The 18,854-nt window shown below is 35.6% G+C and carries 15 protein-coding genes; 1 reads left to right on the forward strand and 14 read right to left on the reverse strand.

What is annotated here, in order from left to right; translation table 11 throughout:
- Positions 1-337 precede the first annotated feature (337 nt).
- The 7 genes from hflC to citZ all read right to left on the reverse strand — a co-directional run bounded on the left by hflC (position 338) and on the right by citZ (position 8,182).
- Positions 338-1,354 carry a protease modulator HflC gene (gene hflC / locus ACH0B5_RS13745; protein ID WP_406927971.1) on the reverse strand — a complete coding sequence of 339 codons (1,017 nt, stop codon included), beginning with the start codon at positions 1,352-1,354 and terminating at the stop codon, positions 338-340.
- Entirely contained in the window at positions 1,351-2,343 is a 993-nt protein-coding gene (gene hflK, locus ACH0B5_RS13750; protein WP_122971123.1) for an FtsH protease activity modulator HflK, read from the reverse strand. The genes hflC and hflK overlap by 4 nt, the downstream gene beginning before the upstream one ends.
- A gap of 265 nt (positions 2,344-2,608) precedes the next feature.
- Positions 2,609-4,060, reverse strand: coding sequence for a two-component system histidine kinase PnpS (gene pnpS, locus ACH0B5_RS13755; RefSeq protein WP_406927972.1), 1,452 nt, complete (start codon positions 4,058-4,060; stop codon positions 2,609-2,611).
- A complete protein-coding gene (locus ACH0B5_RS13760) occupies positions 4,057-4,770 on the reverse strand; it encodes a response regulator transcription factor (RefSeq protein WP_122971121.1) in 714 nt (237 codons plus the stop codon). Before ACH0B5_RS13760 ends, pnpS begins: the two co-directional genes overlap by 4 nt.
- Positions 4,771-4,827: 57 nt before the next feature.
- Positions 4,828-5,262: a MaoC/PaaZ C-terminal domain-containing protein gene (locus ACH0B5_RS13765; RefSeq protein ID WP_406927982.1), complete on the reverse strand. Its 435-nt coding sequence runs from the start codon at positions 5,260-5,262 to the stop codon at positions 4,828-4,830.
- Positions 5,263-5,601: 339 nt separating this feature from the next.
- Entirely contained in the window at positions 5,602-6,867 is a 1,266-nt protein-coding gene (gene icd / locus ACH0B5_RS13770; RefSeq protein ID WP_122971119.1) for an NADP-dependent isocitrate dehydrogenase, read from the reverse strand.
- Between the two features lie 199 nt (positions 6,868-7,066).
- A complete protein-coding gene (gene citZ / locus ACH0B5_RS13775; protein ID WP_122971118.1) occupies positions 7,067-8,182 on the reverse strand; it encodes a citrate synthase in 1,116 nt (371 codons plus the stop codon).
- 251 nt (positions 8,183-8,433) lie between these two features.
- On the opposite strand from citZ, the gene ACH0B5_RS13780 reads away from it, so the two are divergent.
- Complete coding sequence (locus ACH0B5_RS13780; RefSeq protein WP_122971117.1) at positions 8,434-9,402, forward strand: AI-2E family transporter; 969 nt, start codon at positions 8,434-8,436, stop codon at positions 9,400-9,402.
- Here ACH0B5_RS13780 and ACH0B5_RS13785 read toward each other — a convergent pair.
- From ACH0B5_RS13785 to dnaE, 7 genes are all read right to left on the reverse strand, one after another.
- Positions 9,389-9,778 carry an FxsA family protein gene (locus ACH0B5_RS13785; RefSeq protein WP_122971116.1) on the reverse strand — a complete coding sequence of 130 codons (390 nt, stop codon included), beginning with the start codon at positions 9,776-9,778 and terminating at the stop codon, positions 9,389-9,391. The genes ACH0B5_RS13780 and ACH0B5_RS13785 overlap by 14 nt on opposite strands.
- 147 nt (positions 9,779-9,925) lie before the next feature.
- Positions 9,926-11,686, reverse strand: coding sequence for a pyruvate kinase (gene pyk, locus ACH0B5_RS13790; RefSeq protein WP_122971115.1), 1,761 nt, complete (start codon positions 11,684-11,686; stop codon positions 9,926-9,928).
- A 22-nt stretch (positions 11,687-11,708) separates the two neighbouring features.
- Positions 11,709-12,668, reverse strand: a complete 960-nt coding sequence (gene pfkA, locus ACH0B5_RS13795) for a 6-phosphofructokinase (protein ID WP_122971114.1) — start codon at positions 12,666-12,668, stop codon at positions 11,709-11,711.
- A 305-nt stretch (positions 12,669-12,973) separates the two neighbouring features.
- A complete protein-coding gene (accA, locus tag ACH0B5_RS13800; protein WP_122971113.1) occupies positions 12,974-13,939 on the reverse strand; it encodes an acetyl-CoA carboxylase carboxyl transferase subunit alpha in 966 nt (321 codons plus the stop codon).
- Complete coding sequence (gene accD, locus ACH0B5_RS13805) at positions 13,932-14,804, reverse strand: acetyl-CoA carboxylase, carboxyltransferase subunit beta (RefSeq protein WP_122971112.1); 873 nt, start codon at positions 14,802-14,804, stop codon at positions 13,932-13,934. The genes accA and accD overlap by 8 nt, the downstream gene beginning before the upstream one ends.
- Positions 14,794-15,456, reverse strand: a complete 663-nt coding sequence (locus ACH0B5_RS13810) for a FadR/GntR family transcriptional regulator (RefSeq protein ID WP_122971111.1) — start codon at positions 15,454-15,456, stop codon at positions 14,794-14,796. Before ACH0B5_RS13810 ends, accD begins: the two co-directional genes overlap by 11 nt.
- A 317-nt stretch (positions 15,457-15,773) precedes the next feature.
- Positions 15,774-18,854 carry a DNA polymerase III subunit alpha gene (gene dnaE / locus ACH0B5_RS13815; RefSeq protein WP_406927973.1) on the reverse strand — a complete coding sequence of 1,027 codons (3,081 nt, stop codon included), beginning with the start codon at positions 18,852-18,854 and terminating at the stop codon, positions 15,774-15,776.

Genomic DNA, 18,854 nt, shown 5'->3' on the forward strand with positions numbered 1-18,854 from the left:
TTTTTTTATGCAAAGATAGAATTACAGAAAATTCAGATTTCAATTAGGTATTGAATTATTTTAATGCGACGCTAGTGAATCGGTATATGAAAAATATTTAGTTTCATCCAAAAGTATGGAGTTGAACTAAATAAAGCGGTCATCGAACAAGACATTATAAAGGCCAGCAATACATTTTGAATCCATTTATTCATACTACTCAACGTCCATACCTCACTTTCTAGTAATTATAACTTTATTATAACAACAATTATATTATTATAAAGTAGTAAAATATGACACTATAAAAGAAAAACATCTATAAATATGGTTTCCCATACTTATAGATGTCAGTAGTTTACTCTAAATATCCCGATAACAATTTCGCATAAGGAGAATCCGATGGTAAAATAATCATTGTATCTTCACCAATCGTCTGTTTATACGACTCTAGCGTTCTATATAAAGAATAGAACTCAGGATCGACCGAAAAGGCTTTATTATAAATTTGAGCAGCTTGAGACTCCCCTTCCGCTCTAATTAAAGCGGCTTCCTTTTCAGCAGCTGCAAGTAATTCTTTCACTTGTCGGTCCGTTTGAGCTTCGATACGATTTTTATCAGCATCCCCTTCTGACAAGTATTTTTGTGCAATCGATTCCCGTTCAGAAATCATCCGTGTATAAACAGACTGTTCGTTTTCCTCAGGTAAATCGGTACGACGAATCCGTACGTCTACTACTTCAATTCCGAAATTCCCACTTACTAAAAGTTCATTTACTTTTTTCGTTACTTGTTCATTAATACTACCTCGAGATGAATTTTCATCATTAATAATTTCGTCATAATTTAATTGACCAAGCTCATTTCGAAGGACCGAATAAATGAACTCCTCCATACGAGATTCCGCATTAATTAACCTACCAGAATTGGAAATAAGCGCTTTCGGATCTGTCACTCTCCACACCGCATAGTTATCAATAATAATTCGCTTTTTGTCTAGCGTGTTAATTTCTTCTTCCGTCATATCATACGTCATTAAATTTTTCGGTAAAGTTGTAACACTTTGAATAAATGGTATTTTAAAGTTTAAACCAGGATCTTCTTCATATTTCACCACTTCACCAAATTGGCGAACGACGCGGTATTCATTTTCCTTTACAACATAAACATTGGCAATGAGTATAATGAATACAGCAAAAATGGCTGTGAATAAAATGGCTGATTTGGCAAATTGACGACCATTAATAGGTTGTTTGTTGTTTTTTTCCTTTATCACCTTTGCCGCTTCTATATCAACGACATTTTTTTTCTTTTTATTGCCAAATAAAGCTTTAATAAATTTTTCTAAATCCCCATCATATTTGTTGTTGCTCATTGTTTATCACTCCCTTCAGACGCTTCTGCTGTCGGTTCCGGTGTTTCTTCCGTTTCCTTTACAGGAGAAGTTGTTGTCGGTTGTAACGGTAAATATTTCAACGTTTCACCATCATCATTCATAATGTAAAGTTGAGTATTTGGCAGCACATTTTCCAACGTCTCGATAATTAATCGTTGACGTGTTATTTCTTGATTCCCTTTATATTCGGCATATAACTTCTTGAAAATTTCTACTTCCCCTTCAGCTTCCTGGATTCGGGCAACTTTTTCCCCCTCTGCACGGGAAATAATCGCATCCTTTTCCCCTTCTGCTTCACTTAACTTTTGGTTTTTATATTTTTCCGCTTCATTCGTTTTCGTATTTTTCGTTTCTCGGGCATCCGTTACCGCTGTAAATGCAGCACGAACTTCATCATTTGGTAATTCCACGTCTTGTAATTTAACACCTAAAATACTTACGCCTATATCATATTTTTCAATGAGGCTAACTAGCAAATTTCGCGTATCGGCTTCAACATCTGCCTTCCCATCTGTTAAAGCATCATCAATTGTAGAACTACCTATAATAGAACGAATAGCACTGGACGTTGCATTATGTAATATTTGTTTTGGATTTTCTGCATTAAATAAATATTTTTCTGGATCTGTAATTTTCCACTGAACGACTAAGTCTGTTAAGACGATGTTTTCATCACCTGTTATCATTTTCGTTTCATCATCGTATGCCTCAATTTCGCCATCTTCATTTTGTTCATAGCCGAATTGTAAACTGTATGTTTCTTTTGATAGAACTTCAACCTTTTGTATTGGCCACGGCATTTTAAAATGAAGACCTGAATCTGTTATTGTTTCATCTGCATTACCAAATGTAATAACAACCGCTTGTTCCGATTCGTCCACTGTATACCAAGAAGTGAACACAACGACTAAAGCGACTGCGGATAGCAGAATTAGACCTGTTAATAATAACGTTCGCTTTACACTCATTTATAATCCCCCTTATTTTCTAAAGGTGTATCATGAACCTTTAGTTAATTTACGGACGATTATGTAAAAAGTTTCAATAAAAGTACTTGTTTTCCCCTTTAAAACAACGTATGAAAACAAAAAAATGCCCCAACAAATTGGGACACTTCCTTCAGGGACTTCTTATGAACTTAAGCTAATTACTAAATTTGAAATAGGGGGGGTTTCTGTTAATCATCATATCGTTCGAATATGAATTTACAATAACAGTTTTGTAAATAAATTGTTAATTACTCTTTTTAAGAGGAATATACACTTTCATACACGTACCTTTCCCTACTTCACTTTCCACATTTATTTTCCCGAAATGGGCTTCAATTAAATGCTTAACGATGGCAAGGCCTAACCCAGTGCCGCCCGAATTACGACTACGAGCTTTATCCACTCGGTAAAACCGTTCAAAAATACGGGCTATTTCATTTTTTTCAATACCCATTCCTTGGTCTTCTACTTCCACAATACCATACTCTTCATTTTCCTTTATTCGAAGGGTAACGGTAGTATTTTCAGGAGAATAAGTGATGGAATTAGCAATTAGATTTGTAAATATTTGAATTAGGCGATTGAAATCACCCATAACTGTAACATCTCGAACAATATCTACGTCAAATTGCATATTTTTTTCATCTAAACGCGGACTAGTCAATTCAACAGAACGTATTAAAACCTCTTGTAAACTCGTCGGCATAAGATTAACAGAAAATCCATGCTGTTCAATTTTCGATAACTCTAATAAGTCTTGAATTAACATTTGTAGACGATTACTTTCTTGATGAATAATGTCTAAAAAGGAAAGAAGCATTTTTTCATCTTTAAAAGCACCATCTAAAAGGGTTTCAGAAAAGCCTTTAATCGATGTAATTGGTGTTCTTAATTCGTGGGAAACGTTCGCAACAAAGTCTTTTCGAATTTGTTCCAGTCGAATTAGCTCCGATATATCATGCATTACGATGACAACACCTAACCATCGGCCATGTTCACCTACTACCGGTGCACCGTAAACTTGTTTATATTGGATCTCTTGATGAACGACTACTTCCACTTGTTTTCTGTAAGGCAACTCAGTTAAAAAAACATGGTCTATAAACTTTTCTAATTCTTCCGGCAAACCTAACGTTAAAAAGTTTCGACCTTTTACTTCTTCAATGTTTAAATCAAAACCATTTAAAAATTGACGGTTAACAATTGATACGGTCGCCTCCCGATCAATCATAATGAGAGCACTACCCATATTTTCAATCAATGTGTTTAACCGCTCTTCTTCAATTTCCCGAGTTTTTTCAATTTCTTGAAGGTTCCTTGCTAAACTATTGATAGAATTTCTTAGTTCTACAATGCTCTTTGGACCTACTGCATAAGCGCGCGCACGGTAATTTCCTTTTGTTAACTCACGAGCAGTTTGCGTAATATTTTCAACTGGATCTAACAAATTTCGAATTAAATAACTAGCAACGCAGCCTATTAATACTAATGAAACGAGCAATAAGAAAGTAATAATATAATTAAAATGCCTACTAATGTAGGCTATTTCCTCTTTATTTAAATCGATATTCGTTTCCGTTGAAAAGTTTTGAATAAAAAAAGGGAATAGCTGACCTAAAACGAAGCCAAGGACAGCTAAAATTGAACCGGTTAATATAATAAAAATCAAAAATAATCGGTTACGATAGGAATTCATAGATTTTTTGGCTCCTCGAATTTATATCCAATCCCTCTAATCGTTTTAATAAACTTCGGTTTTCGGCTATTTTCCTCGATTTTGTCTCGTAAATGACTAATATGTACGTCGACAATTCGAGTATCTCCAGCAAAATCATAGTTCCAAACAGCACTCAACAGCTGATCTCTCGTTAACACACGGTTTTTGTTTTCTAATAAATATACGAGTAATTCGAATTCTTTTGGTGTGAATTCTAAAGGCTCGTCGTCTAAAAGTGCTTCAAAACGGTTTGGATAAACTTGTAATTTACCATATTGATAAACGGTATTTTCAGGTTCATCTTGATCTTGATGTTGCATAGGTGTAAAACGACGTAAAACCGCCTTTACTCGTGCAACAACTTCACGTGGACTAAATGGCTTCGTCATATAATCGTCAGCACCTAGCTCCAATCCTAACACTTTATCGAATTCATCATCACGAGCAGTTAACATAATGATCGGAATATTTCGCTTTTGACTGCGCAATTCTTTACATACTTCCATACCATCCATCGTCGGTAACATTAAATCTAATAATATTAAATCTGGTGAATGTTCGATTGCCATATCTAGTCCTACTTTTCCATCATGGGCAAGTAGCACTTCATATCCTACCCGTTCTAAATTGTACTTTAATAAAGTTGCAATTGATACTTCATCTTCTACCACTAAAATTGTTTTTGACATAAAGAACCTCCAACGTCGATTTGAAACCCCCATTTCAAATCAGTAAGCCACACTTCACTAATGGGGAGGCAATACTTTTATAACTCCTTCTAATACCTGTACATTTTTATCTTTAGAAGCATTTACATAAATATCTACTACATTTTGGGTAATATCAATATGATGAACTTCTAATAAGATTTCTATCGTTTCGTTATGATAGACCGGTTCCAAATAAATTAAATTTTGTTCACGAACATGGGAACCAGGACCAGGCATATGTTTCGATATAGCAGAAGTAATGATTCCATTTAACATGATTGTCGGTACAATCGGCTTTTTAAATGGTGTTTCAAGAGCATAATCATGTTGAATATAGAGTGGATTACTGTCATTTGTTAAGCCTAAATATAAAAGTAAATCTTTATCCTCGATTTTTTCAGTTATTTGTAACTTTTCGCCAACAGTAATTTCATCAATTTTCTTTCCAAGTTTTATACCCTTCCGTAGCAGCAATTAAGCAACCCCTTTATAGTGAGATTAATTTCATAGTATCAATTATTTCAGAAAATAACAATATTATATGGAAAGTTGAAGTTAATCAGAACATTTCAAAAATATGCCTTTTCGACAAACATGCTACTTTAGAATGAGAAGAGAATATGTAATAAATCGGATGTGATAAAATAGGAGACTTATTAAATCCTTATTATATAGGAATTTACCCCCTTATTGACAAAATTCTGAACTAAAATAAATAAGGGTAGCTATTCGTGCATAAAGTAAATGAATACTACTTTATACACAAAAGCTACCCAATTATTCATATTGTTAGAAATCGCTTATGGAGAATTAAAGGTTTTTAATTAATTCATTAGCGAATTCAGAACATTTCACTTCTGTTGCACCGTCCATTAAACGAGCAAAGTCATAAGTTACAACTTTAGAAGCGATTGTTTTTTCAACAGATGCAGTCACTAAGTCTGCAGCTTCTTGCCATCCTAAGTGTTCAAGCATTAGTACACCTGAAAGTAATACTGAAGATGGGTTTACTTTATCTAATCCAGCATATTTAGGAGCTGTACCGTGTGTTGCTTCGAAGATTGCATGTCCAGTTACATAGTTAATGTTAGCTCCTGGTGCAATACCGATACCACCAACTTGCGCAGCTAATGCATCAGAAATATAGTCACCATTTAAGTTCATTGTAGCAACTACGTCGAACTCTTTTGGACGAGTTAAAATTTGTTGTAAGAAGATATCAGCGATAGAATCTTTAATGATTACTTTACCAGCAGCTACAGCTTCGTCTTGAGCTTTGTTAGCAGCTTCTACACCTTCAGCTTCTTTAATTCTGTCATATTGATCCCAAGTGAATACTTTATCGCCATATTCACGTTCAGCTAAAGCGTAACCCCATTGTTTGAATCCACCTTCAGTGAATTTCATGATGTTACCTTTGTGAACTAATGTTACAGATGGACGGTTATGTTTAATAGCGTACTCAATTGCAGCACGTACTAAACGTTCAGTACCTTCAACTGAAACTGGTTTAATACCGATACCAGAAGTTTCTGGGAAGCGGATTTTGTTAACACCCATTTCTTCTTTTAAGAAGTTAATTACTTTTTTCACTTCTTCTGAACCTTGAGCATATTCAATACCAGCGTAAATATCTTCTGTATTTTCACGGAAGATAACCATATCTACATCTTCTGGATGTTTTACTGGAGAAGGAACACCTTCGAAGTGACGTACAGGACGTAAACATACATATAAATCAAGTTGTTGACGTAATGCTACGTTTAGAGAACGAATACCGCCACCAATTGGAGTTGTAAGAGGTCCTTTAATAGCGATTAAGTATTCATTGATTTTATCTAAAGTTTCTTGTGGTAACCATTCACCAGTTTGGTTGAATGCTTTTTCACCAGCAAGTACTTCTAACCATTCAATTTTCTTTTCACCGTTGTATGCTTTTTCAACAGCTGCATCGATTACACGAGATGCTGCAGCCCAAATATCAGGACCAATTCCGTCACCTTCGATGAAAGGGATTGTTGGGTTATTTGGTACTTTAAGTACACCGTTTTCTACTACAATTTTACCGTTAGTCATGAATGTTGCCTCCTAAATTCATAAGTCTAGAACCGTATTTGATCAATTACACCTTAGGTAACTAATTCAGATTTCATATCTTAAATCGATAAAAAATCTGTAACACCCACAGGAGCCAATTGCCATAAATTAGTCGGTAACATACCGACTAATTTATGAAAAATACAGTCCTAGACAATTTTAGCATATTTTTATAAAATTATCGCTCATCAATTGGGACATATTTTTGCATTCCAGGTCCAATATATTCTGCACGAGGACGAATTAAACGATTGTTCGCATATTGTTCTAAAATATGTGCAATCCATCCAGATGTACGAGAAACTGCAAAAATTGGTGTGAATAAATCATGTTCAATTCCTAATGAATCATATACAGATGCAGAGAAGAAGTCTACGTTTGCAGGAAGACCTTTTTGTCCAACAATCATGTCATGAATTTTCACGGACATTTCATATAATTCTGGTTTACCAGTTAATTTTGTTAATTTTTCGCTCATTACACGTAAATGTTTCGCACGTGGATCACCTTTACGATATACGCGGTGACCGAAGCCCATAATTTTTTCTTTGTTATCTAATTTATTTTGAATATAAGATTCAACGTTTTCGATAGAACCGATTTCAGATAACATTTTCATTACTTGCTCGTTAGCACCACCGTGTAAAGGACCTTTTAATGCGCCGATTGCAGATGTAATACCAGAATAAATATCTGATAAAGTAGCTACACAAACACGAGCAGTGAATGTTGAAGCGTTTAATTCATGGTCAGCATGTAAAACTAATGCTTTGTTGAATGCTTCTACTTCAATCGGTGCTGGTTCTTTACCGTGTAACATATATAAGAAGTTAGCAGCATATCCTAATTCAGGTTTTGGTGCAATTGGTTCTAATCCTTTACGGATACGAGAGAAACCAGTTACTACAGTTGCAATTTTAGCTTGTAGGCGAATTGCTTTACGGTAGTTCGCTTCTGGAGACATGTCGTCCGCTTCTTCGTCATATACACCTAATAAAGATACGGCTGAACGAAGAGCTGCCATTGGGTGTACTGTTTGTAATGGATAAGATTTGAATTGATCGAAGATTGCTTGAGGTACTTCAGCATTTTCAGCTAGAGCCTTTGTTAACTCGGCAAGTTCATCTGCTTTTGGTAGACGAGTGTGCCAAAGTAAGTAAACAACCTCTTCAAATGTAGCATTTTCAGTTAAATCATCAATGTCGTATCCAACATATGTAAGTGTGTCGTCGATAATTGAACTGATTTTTGACTCTGCAGCTACAATACCTTCTAAACCACGTGTTGCTGTCATAAAAAATCGCTCCTTCTTAATATTATTAGTTTGTAAGTGCTTTCTTTCTTTTCTATATAGCACCTAAATGTTCTGCTCATATGAACCTATAAGTAAATCGCTTACACGACTATTATAATAAATTTTGACGGCTTTGTGAATGAAATTAGATGAAATTAAGAAAAAATTGATTAGGGAAAGGAAAAAAGGATTAAAAGAGAAAAAATTGAGTTGAACGAGATTAGATATTACATAAATTGAGGTGGATTACTTTGCAAACGAACAAAATCAATACTTTTCCGTTTAAAAATAACATAAAATATTTAGTTTTAATTGTTTATTTTATCCTTTTATGGTTAATATTACCCGTTTCTTTAGCAATCTTTTTCGGATATTTTTTATATCCCGTCATCAACTTTTGTCATAAGCGATTAAAAATACCATACATATTAAGTGCTATCCTTATATCTATATTAATCTTCATGGCAACATATTCATTTTTTTATATTACCGTTCAAAGCATCATCTCTATTTATCCTGAATTAAAGGTACAAGTCGAAAACTTAGATATTTTAAATTCGGGAAATCATATTATGTTAGAGACGATTTTTAATAAGTCCCTATCCTATATTGACACTGCTATAATGGGACTAGCTAATATTTTACAAGATATTTTATCTTATATTATTGAGTTATTTATTTTCTTAGTAGCCTTTTTCTTTTCTATATTTGAATCGAAGAAAAATCGATTATGGTTTTTTATATATGTTCCGAAACAATACCGGGAAGAATGGAAGAATTATTTTAAAAAAGCAACAAGTCTTTTCGGCTATTTCATTTACGTAGAATTTCAGTTATTTGTTATTACATTCATTTTATTAAGTTGTGGACTGGCTTTGTTACAATTTGAAAATCCGATTAATAAATCCTTTTTAATTTCATTAGCTGATGCTCTACCATTCTTTGGGATAGGACTATTTCTTATTCCGATCGCTATTTATTTCTTTTCAATCGGCGAAAAATATTTATGCTTTGCTCTGATCATTTTATATATTTTCATTCAAATAACACGACAAATTGCAGAATCTTTATTGTGGGCATCTACCTTCCACTTGCGAACGGTCCACACTTTCTTTATAAGCGCAGCCTCCATTCTCCTATTTGGCTTTTACGGAATATTACTTAGCCCGTTTCTACTATTAATTGCTGTTAAATATAAGCAAAAATCTATCTACGAATAATGAAGACTTGTCCATTTCTCATTCTTTTCCGCAACCATAAATAAATAGCCGGTTTAAACCACTTTCTTGTAAATGGAATGACCAATAAAAAGCCTAAAAGGTCTGTTAGAAATCCTGGTAATACTAATAAAATTCCACCTATAAAGATTAAAAAGGTATCAATCATCGCATGTCCAGGTGGTTCACCTACAGATAAACTATTTTGTATATTTTGCACGGACTGAAGACCTTGTTTTTTTGCAACAGTAATACCGATGATACTTGTTAAAATGATCAACAATAATGTGTTAAAGACACCTATTCCTTTTCCAACTAATATAAAAATAGCAATTTCCAATAAACCGATTGCTATAATAAAACCTAATATCTTTCTCAAAATAATAACCCTCCATTTTAAAGAGTATTCTTCTTTCTTATACGATTCACTCTATTAAAAGTTTCATCTCCATTCTTTATCATTTTAAAAAGGAGAACATCTCTCCGTTTGAGATGCTCTCCTTTCATTTAATCGATCCATTAATCTTTAAAGAACACTAGCATGCCCTTTATAAATAACACCTGTTTCTGCATCCATTGTAATCTCTTGACCGTGTTTAATAATCGTTGTTGCCTCTTTAACCCCTACGATAACAGGAATGCCTAGACTTAAACCGACAACTGCTGCATGGCTTGTTAGGCCACCTTCCTCCGTAATAATTCCTGCACATTTTTCAATATTTGGCATCATTTCGCGATCCGTACCAACAGTGACTAATATTTTCCCTTCCGTATTGTAGCTTTTTGCCTCATCTGCGTTTTTCACAACAACCGCATTTCCTACAACGGATAATTTACCAACACCTTGGCCTCTCGCTAACAAGTCACCAATTACATGGACTTTCATTAAGTTCGTTGTACCTGCTTCACCCACTGGAACACCAGCTGTAATAATTACTACATCCCCATGATCAACAAACTGATGCTTCAATGATGCGTCAACAGCTAACTCTAACACTTCATCTGTTGTGGACACTTTTGGTGTCACAATTGGTGTTACACCCCAAACTAGAGTTAATTTTTGAGCTGTTGATTTAATATTTGTAATGGCAATAATCGAAACACCAGGACGGTATTTTGCAATCATTCTAGCAGTAGTTCCGCTAGCTGTTGGTGCAAGAACCGCTTTTACTCCTAAATTAATGGACGTATAAGCAACCGCTTGTGAAAGGGCTTCTGTCATTGTAGAGCCTTTTTCTTTGCTACGAGTTGTAACAATGTTGCGATAATCTAATGAGTTTTCTGTATACTCGGCAATGTTATTCATAGTACGGACAGATTCTACAGGATATAGACCTGCTGCTGTCTCGCCAGAAAGCATTATCGCATCTGTACCATCAATAATCGCGTTGGCAACATCGCTTGCCTCTGCCCGTGTTGGACGTGGATTACGTTGCATAGAATCTAACATTTGTGTTGCAGTAATAACCGGTTTACCAACTAAGTTACATTTTTTAATTAACGATTTTTGTACTAGTGGTACGACTTCTGCAGGAATTTCTACACCTAAGTCACCGCGGGCAACCATTAAACCATCGGATACTTCGATAATTTCATCAATATTATCGACCCCTTCTTGGTTTTCAATTTTAGGGATAATTTGAATATGGCTACCACCGTTTTGTTCAAGTAATTCTCGAATTTCAAGAACATCTTTTGGCGTACGAACGAAGGAAGCAGCAATAAAGTCGACTCCTTGTTCAATACCAAATAAAATATCTTGCGCATCCTTTTCTGTAATACCAGGTAGTTTTACAGAAACACCAGGAACGTTTACACCTTTTTTATTTTTTAGCACACCCGCATTTTCAACAATCGTATGGATTAATCCCTCTTCCATATCCTTCGCTAAAACACGAAGTTCAATTAAACCGTCATCTAAAAGAATTTTGTCATTTTGGTTTACATCTTCAATTAACTGATCATAAGTAACCGAAAAACGTTTTTCATTTCCTACTACTTCCGTCATGGAAATATCGATGACTTGTCCTTGTGTTAAATGTAATTCACCATTTTCCATTGTATGGGTACGGATCTCAGGACCTTTCGTATCAAGTAAAATCCCTACTGTTTTCCCTAACTTTTCAGCAACATCACGAATCGTTGCAATTCTTACAGCATGCTCTTCATGACTACCATGGGAAAAATTCAACCTTGCAACGTTCATACCAGCATTCATTAATTCTGCAAGGATTTCTGGTGATTCACTTGCTGGACCGATTGTACATACAATTTTTGTTTTTCTCATATATTATTCTCTCCGTTTTTTATTATATTGACAGTTCTTTTGATAATGAATATAACGAAAGATCTGCTTTATGTTTTTTTGTAAATGCATCTTCTAAATCATAATCATATACTTGATGATTTTTTATACCTACTGCTCTTCCACCTTTGCCCTCCAGTAATACTTCCACTGCCTTTGCACCAAGGCGGCCAGCTAAAACCCGATCTCGAGCAGAAGGCGAACCTCCCCGTTGGATATGTCCTAATACAGAAACTCTCGTTGTAATATTTCCCTTTTCTTTCAAAAGTTTTGCTAGTTCATTTCCTGACATTACACCTTCAGCAACAATAATAATACTATGTTTTTTGCCTCGGGAAACACCGTGCTGTATTCTACTAATGATATCATCGATGTCATACTCTTCTTCAGGTATTAATATTGATTCAGCACCTGCAGCTAGCCCTGCCCATAAGGCAATATCCCCAGCATCCCTTCCCATTACTTCCACAACAAAGGAATTTTCATGACTCGTTGCAGTATCTCGAATTTTATCTATCGATTCGATAACGGTATTTAATGCTGTATCAAAACCAATTGTATATTCGGTACCAGGTATGTCATTATCAATTGTTCCTGGTACGCCAACACAAGGAAATCCTTTTTTAGTTAGAGCCAATGCACCGCGATAAGAACCATCTCCCCCTATTACAACAAGACCTTCTACGCCCGCTTCCCTCATTTTTTCAATACCTTGTAGTTGATATCGTTCTTCTTTAAATTGTGGACAACGAGAAGAAAACAACTTCGTCCCTCCTCGTTGGATGATGCCTCCAACAGAACCTAAATCTAACAGTTCCATTCTACCTTCAATAAAGCCTTCATATCCATGATAAATCCCCATGACATCAACACCATGGAAGTTTGCTTTACGAACGACCGCACGGATAGCTGCATTCATTCCAGGTGAATCTCCCCCACTTGTTAAAACGGCTATTCTCCTCATCGTTCTTAAACCTCCTAATATTTCCTCATATTAAACACATTAGCATAAAATGAAGACATTGTAATTATTCAAAGCTACTTATAACGATACTTTTACAAAATAGCAAATTATTACGAAACAAGATGGAATTTTTATCAAAATTTAAGAAAAATAACGATTCATACTTTTATTTTACCCTTATTACAAAAAAACGACAAAACCCATTTTGGATTTTGTCATTTTTATTTCAGACGAGCTCTTTCCAACCATATAAAGTATGGAAATGAAAATGAAATTTATTCATGAAAAGCGCAAACGCTTTTTGATTATACTTCGTCTTCTTCTTTAAACTGACCGATTTTTCGAAACTTTTTATAACGATCTTCGATTAATTCTTCTTCCGATAATACATTTAATTCTGCTAATGCCTTTTCTAGACATTCTTTTAATGATGTTGCTTGAACGTGAATATCCCGATGCGCTCCCCCTGCGACTTCCGGAACAATATCATCAATAATGTCCATATTTTTCAAATCATATGCAGTGATTTTCATCGCTTCTGCTGCTTGTTTTGCTAAAGCTGCATCTTTCCATAAAATCGATGCTGCCCCTTCTGGAGAAATAACAGAGTACGTAGAGTTTTCAAGCATATAAATTTTATTAGCTACCCCTAAAGCTAATGCTCCTCCACTTCCCCCTTCACCAATAACGATACTAATAACGGGTACTTTAAGTCCTGCCATTTCAACTAGATTTTTTGCTATGGCTTCACTTTGTCCGCGCTCTTCTGCTGCTTTCCCAGGATAAGCACCTTTCGTATCGATGAAACAAATAATTGGTCGTTTAAATTTTTCCGCTTGCTTCATTAAACGTAAAGCTTTTCGGTATCCTTCTGGGTGGGGCATCCCGAAATTTCTTCGAATATTTTCTTTTGTTGTTTTCCCCCGTTGGTGACCGATAACTGTTATCGGTTGTCCATTAAAACTTGCTATTCCCCCAACGATTGCTTCATCATCCCCATAGAAACGATCGCCATGTAACTCGATAAAATCTTCAAAAATTTCTTCTATATAATCCATTGTCGTTGGACGTTGGGCATGTCTTGCAACTTGTACCCGATCCCAAGGCTCCATATTAGAATAAATTTGCGTTTCTAATTGTTTTAGTCTTGTTTCTAACGTTACAATTTCATCAGACATATCCACATCTGCATTTTTAGCGATTTCTTTTAATTCATCAATCTTTTCTCGAAGTTTTACAATAGGTTCTTCAAACGCCATTGATTTAGACATGAGATATGCCTCCTTTACGATGTAATCTCACAACTGTTGCAAGTTTATCGCGCATTTCTTTTCTATGGAAAATCGCGTCCAATTGTCCATGGGCAAGTAAAAATTCTGCCGTTTGGAAATCATCCGGTAATTTTTCGCGAACAGTTTGTTCAATAACCCTTCTACCTGCAAATCCTATTAATGCTTGGGGTTCTGCAATATTTAAATCACCTACAGAAGCAAAACTTGCAGAAACTCCACCAGTTGTAGGATGGGTCATAACGGATATGAATAACAATCCTTGATCACTATGTCGTTTTAAAGCAACACTCGTTTTCGCCATTTGCATAAGGGAAAGAACCCCTTCTTGCATACGCGCACCGCCACTAGCTGTGAAAATAATGAATGGTACTTGCAATTCTGTTGCTTTCTCAATTGCGCGAGTAATTTTTTCACCAACGACTGAACCCATTGAACCCATACGGAAATGGGAGTCCATTATAGCGACAACAACTTGTTCCCCTTTAACACTTCCTTTTCCCGTTAAAACAGCTTCATTCAATCCTGTTTTTTGAGAATCGATTTCGATTTTCTCTAAATAGGATGGAAACTTTAATGGATTGGAAGTTCGAATGTTGTCATCAAAGGCTTCAAATGTCCCTTCGTCAATAAATATAGATACGCGTTCCCAAGCGGTCATTTTATAATGATAATCACAATTTGGACAAACCTTTAAATTCTGTTCTAATTCCTTCGTTAAATAAATTTTTTTACATTCAGGACATTTTGTCATTAAATCTGCGGGAAAGGAGTTCTCTTTGTTACGATCTACAATGACACCTTTTTGTTTCTTTTTGTTAATCGATAATAAACTTTTAATTGCCACTGCTTTTCCCCCTTAATTTTTTTAAGTAACGAATCCAATCATCGTATGCTTCCAATGCTTCCTTTTCATAGCCTAGTTGCAATGATTTTAAAAGAATTTGTAGCATCGTTTTTTCTTCTTCTGTTGTCGTTTTCTTTAATGGTGTTGCACTATATGCCGCGAGTTGTATCCAAATTTTTAAAGCTAATCGATTACCAGAAGCGATTATGAGTTCCCTCAATAAATGATCTCGAACTACTTCATGTTCCACTTCTAGTTTCATGAACAAACTTTCCCAAACAGGTAAACTTCTTAAAGATTGATTCGAACAAATAATGCGAATTGCTTCCTTTTCATGCATCCTTCTTGTCGTGTGGACATCTTCCACCGCTTTATTTTCTTGTAATATAAAGGACGCTAATATTTCGACCAATTGATTCGAATGGATGGAAGCTAAAAATGTACCTCCTCCATGTCTCGTTTCAATAAGTCCAAGCAATTCTAAACTTCGCAATGCTTCTCTTACAGATGAACGACCAACATTCAACCTTTCAGATAACACACGTTCTGATGGAAGTTTTTCTCCTGGCTGAATCCCCTCGTGTTTAATTAACTCTCTCAGCTGTTTGACAATCTCTAAAAATACTTTTTTGTTTTCCTGTTTTTTATCCATAAGCACCTCGCAAGACAATAGGAACTAAAAAAAGACACTATCGTTCAATATTATCAATTACGCCTTACGTAATTGCGTCCAGATTTTGGACTTATGCTTGTCACATAAGTCTACCCCTTGACAAAATCTGTAAACTCCCGTTTATACGTTTAACATGGGACCAATTAATGAATGGGCATTGTTAAACTAAATCACATAACAAACATAAAGTGGTCTGACCACTTTTAACCTATCCTACATGATGTTTCTTTATTTGTAAAGAAAAAAACTGTGCAACGTTGCACAGTTTTTACAATGACTTCTTAAATTTTATATCATTATTGGCTATTAGTCATCGTCTTCACTTTTATTTGTGTATTACCATTACGATAATCTATTACCCCTTCAACATAAACAATTCGGTCTTCTTTAACCCAGCCAATTACTTCATTGTACGTTTGGGGGAACAATGTAGTCGAAACCGTTCCAAATTCATCTTGGAGCTGGATGAATGCCATTAACTCACCCTTTTTTGTACGAATTTGACGGATTGATTCAATCATGCCTACTATTTTGACAAATGAATTTGGTCTTAATTGAACTATAGCTGCCGTTGTTGCATTGATATCCTGCCATTTAGCTCGCTCCAATGCAACAGGATGTTCGGATAAATAAAATCCGAATGTTTCTTTTTCGAATTGAAGTTTTAATTTATCCGGTATTGGACTAGCTTCCACATACTTTGGTTTCCCGAAAAGTAAAACTTCCGAAGAAAACAAATCATTTTCCTCTTCATTTGGCCGAACTAAAGAGGCATGTTTTTCTGCCGCTTCCACCGTTGCTAAAAGGGTTGCCCGATCTTTTCCGAAATCATCTAAAGCACCGGATTTAATAAGAGGTTCAATTGCTTTTCGATTAAAATGACTGCCGCTTAAACTAACAGCTAAATCAAATAAATCTTCAAAAGGTTGTTCTTTCAACTTTCGAAGGGCAACAATTTTTTGTAAAAAGGGTTGGGGAACTCCTTTAATAGCTGATAAACTAAATCGAATGTTCCCACCTTCAACCGTAAAAATTCGCTGACTTCTATGAATGGACGGTCTTAATATACTAATGCCTTTCTGCTTTGCTTCTAAAATAAGCTGGAACAGTTTTTCTGGATTACCCGTTGCATTAGTCATTAATGCTGCATAGAAGTTTGCTGGGAAGTTCGCCTTTAAATAAGCCATTTGATAAGAAATAAAACTATATGCTACCGCATGGCTTTTAGGGAATCCGTAATCGGCAAATCGAACGATTAACGCATATACTTCCTTCGCCACCTGTTCTGGATATCCTTGACGTACAGCACCTTTTACAAAGGCCGATTGCTGTTGTTCTAATACTTCCCTTTTCTTTTTACTTACAGCTCTTCTCAGTAAGTCTGCCTGTCCAATTGTAAAACCAGCAAACAAATGGGCAATTTGCATAATTTGTTCCTGATAGACAATTACGCCATAAGTTTCCTTTAATATAGGCTCTAACACCGGATGGGGCATGACAACTGGTTCTTTTTTTGCCTTTCTTCTAGCGTAAACAGGTATAAACTCCATTGGTCCCGGACGATAAAGGGCATTGACAGCCACAATATCTAAAAATTCTGTAGGGGCAATTTCCTTTAACGCATTTTTCATGCCGTCTGATTCCAACTGAAAAATACCCGTTGTATCCCCTTCCCTTAACAATTGGAACGTTTTCGCATCATCCAGTGGAATTCGATTAAAATCGATCCACTTTTTATGTGTGTAATAAATCGATTGACGAATCGTTTCTAAAATCGTTAAGTTCCGTAACCCTAAAAAGTCCATTTTTAACAAACCAACTTGTTCCACTTCCTGCATCGGCCATTGGGTTAAATAAATCCCATCATGACCTTCTTCAATCGGTACTACTTCCACTAAAGGCATCGGACTAAGAACTACCCCAGCCGCATGGGTAGATGCATTTCTCGGTAAGCCTTCCAACTTTTTCGCTGTTTGGAACCACGTTTTCCGAATATCGTCTGCTTCGATCCATGTTCTAAATGGTTGTGAGCTTGTATAAGCCTCTTGCAATGAAATACCTAATTTGTTTGGGATTAGCTTGGAAATCATCGCTAATGTATCACTTTCGAAATTAAACATTCTCGCTACATCACGGGCTACAGCCTTCGCCGATAAAGTACCGAATGTAATAATTTGAGCCACATGTTGTTGTCCATATTTTTGAGCAACATATTGAATAACATCTTGCCGTTTTGTATCAACAAAATCGATATCAATATCCGGAAGGGTTACCCTTTCAGGATTTAAAAACCGTTCAAATAATAAGCCAAATTGTAATGGATCTACTTGAGTAATATGAAGACAATAGGCTACAAGGGAACTGGCAGAGGAACCCCTTCCAGGACCTGTTAAAATGTTTTTACTTTTTGCAAAATGCATAAAATCAGACACTATTAAAAAGTAATCAGCGTAGCCCATTGAATTGATAACTTGTAATTCATATTGCAATCGTTTTCGGTATATTTCATTAGGCGTATCCGTTTGTAAACGTTCCTTTAACCCTTCAAAAGCCTTTTCAGTCAGCACATCTTCCGCCCTTTGCCCTTGTTGTAAAGGAAACTTCGGCATAAAATATTGCTCCTTTGTTAGTTCCACTTGGCAATTTAATAAAAATTGTCTGCTTTCTTCTAACCATTGGGGGGTATCCTTAAACCATTCCCGCCACTCCATTGCAGTAGGCATATATTGATTTTCTTGCTCTATTTGAGTGCTCTCATTTAATTTCACGCCAGTTTCAATAGCCCGGGCTACTTTATAAGCAAAATAATCTTCCCGATTCATATATAAACATTCATGAATCGCCATACATTTTATTTGCAATTGATGACTTAGTTGTACAATTTGCCCTTCGAAGGAAGAAACCATCCCTCCACTACGAGAGATCCCCATATAAAGATTCGAATGGAACGTTTCCACCATTTGTTGAATAAAAGAGATGTATTGTTCCTTTAGTAAACTTTCTGATGTTGGGATGACGACGGCACATCCTTTTGAATAAGCTGCTAACCAACGCCACGGTAACAGTTCATCTTCTCGAATGGATATGGCACTACTAATTTTTAATAAATTTTTATAGCCACCATCCGTTTGAGCGTAAATTAAGAGAGGTAATGAATGATCCTTCGAAAATTGTACTTGGACAGACAATCCAACTACTGGATGGATTCCTGCTTGTTTTAATGAATGCCAAAAAGGCAAAAGCCCGTACAATTTCGTATTTACCATTGCACACGCTTCTGCCTTTTGGGATTGTAAAAAAGGGATGAGCTCTTCCATACGAATTGTACTTTTTAATAGATCTGCACTTGTTCGTATTTGCGGATATACGACTGTCAA

It is taken from the genome of Ureibacillus sp. 179-F W5.1 NHS (assembly GCF_045369345.1).
GTDB lineage: Bacteria > Bacillota > Bacilli > Bacillales_A > Planococcaceae > Ureibacillus > Ureibacillus halotolerans.

What these genes read in the sequence shown, in the direction of transcription:
- citZ (WP_122971118.1), bottom strand. Translation starts at nt 8,182, where the DNA reads ATGACAGCAACACGTGGTTTAGAAGGTATTGTAGCTGCAGAGTCAAAA.
- accA (WP_122971113.1), bottom strand. Translation starts at nt 13,939, where the DNA reads ATGTCTAAATCAATGGCGTTTGAAGAACCTATTGTAAAACTTCGAGAA.
- hflC (WP_406927971.1), bottom strand. Translation starts at nt 1,354, where the DNA reads ATGAGCAACAACAAATATGATGGGGATTTAGAAAAATTTATTAAAGCT.
- pfkA (WP_122971114.1), bottom strand. Translation starts at nt 12,668, where the DNA reads ATGAGGAGAATAGCCGTTTTAACAAGTGGGGGAGATTCACCTGGAATG.
- hflK (WP_122971123.1), bottom strand. Translation starts at nt 2,343, where the DNA reads ATGAGTGTAAAGCGAACGTTATTATTAACAGGTCTAATTCTGCTATCC.
- pyk (WP_122971115.1), bottom strand. Translation starts at nt 11,686, where the DNA reads ATGAGAAAAACAAAAATTGTATGTACAATCGGTCCAGCAAGTGAATCA.
- icd (WP_122971119.1), bottom strand. Translation starts at nt 6,867, where the DNA reads ATGACTAACGGTAAAATTGTAGTAGAAAACGGTGTACTTAAAGTACCA.
- ACH0B5_RS13760 (WP_122971121.1), bottom strand. Translation starts at nt 4,770, where the DNA reads ATGTCAAAAACAATTTTAGTGGTAGAAGATGAAGTATCAATTGCAACT.
- ACH0B5_RS13810 (WP_122971111.1), bottom strand. Translation starts at nt 15,456, where the DNA reads ATGGATAAAAAACAGGAAAACAAAAAAGTATTTTTAGAGATTGTCAAA.
- pnpS (WP_406927972.1), bottom strand. Translation starts at nt 4,060, where the DNA reads ATGAATTCCTATCGTAACCGATTATTTTTGATTTTTATTATATTAACC.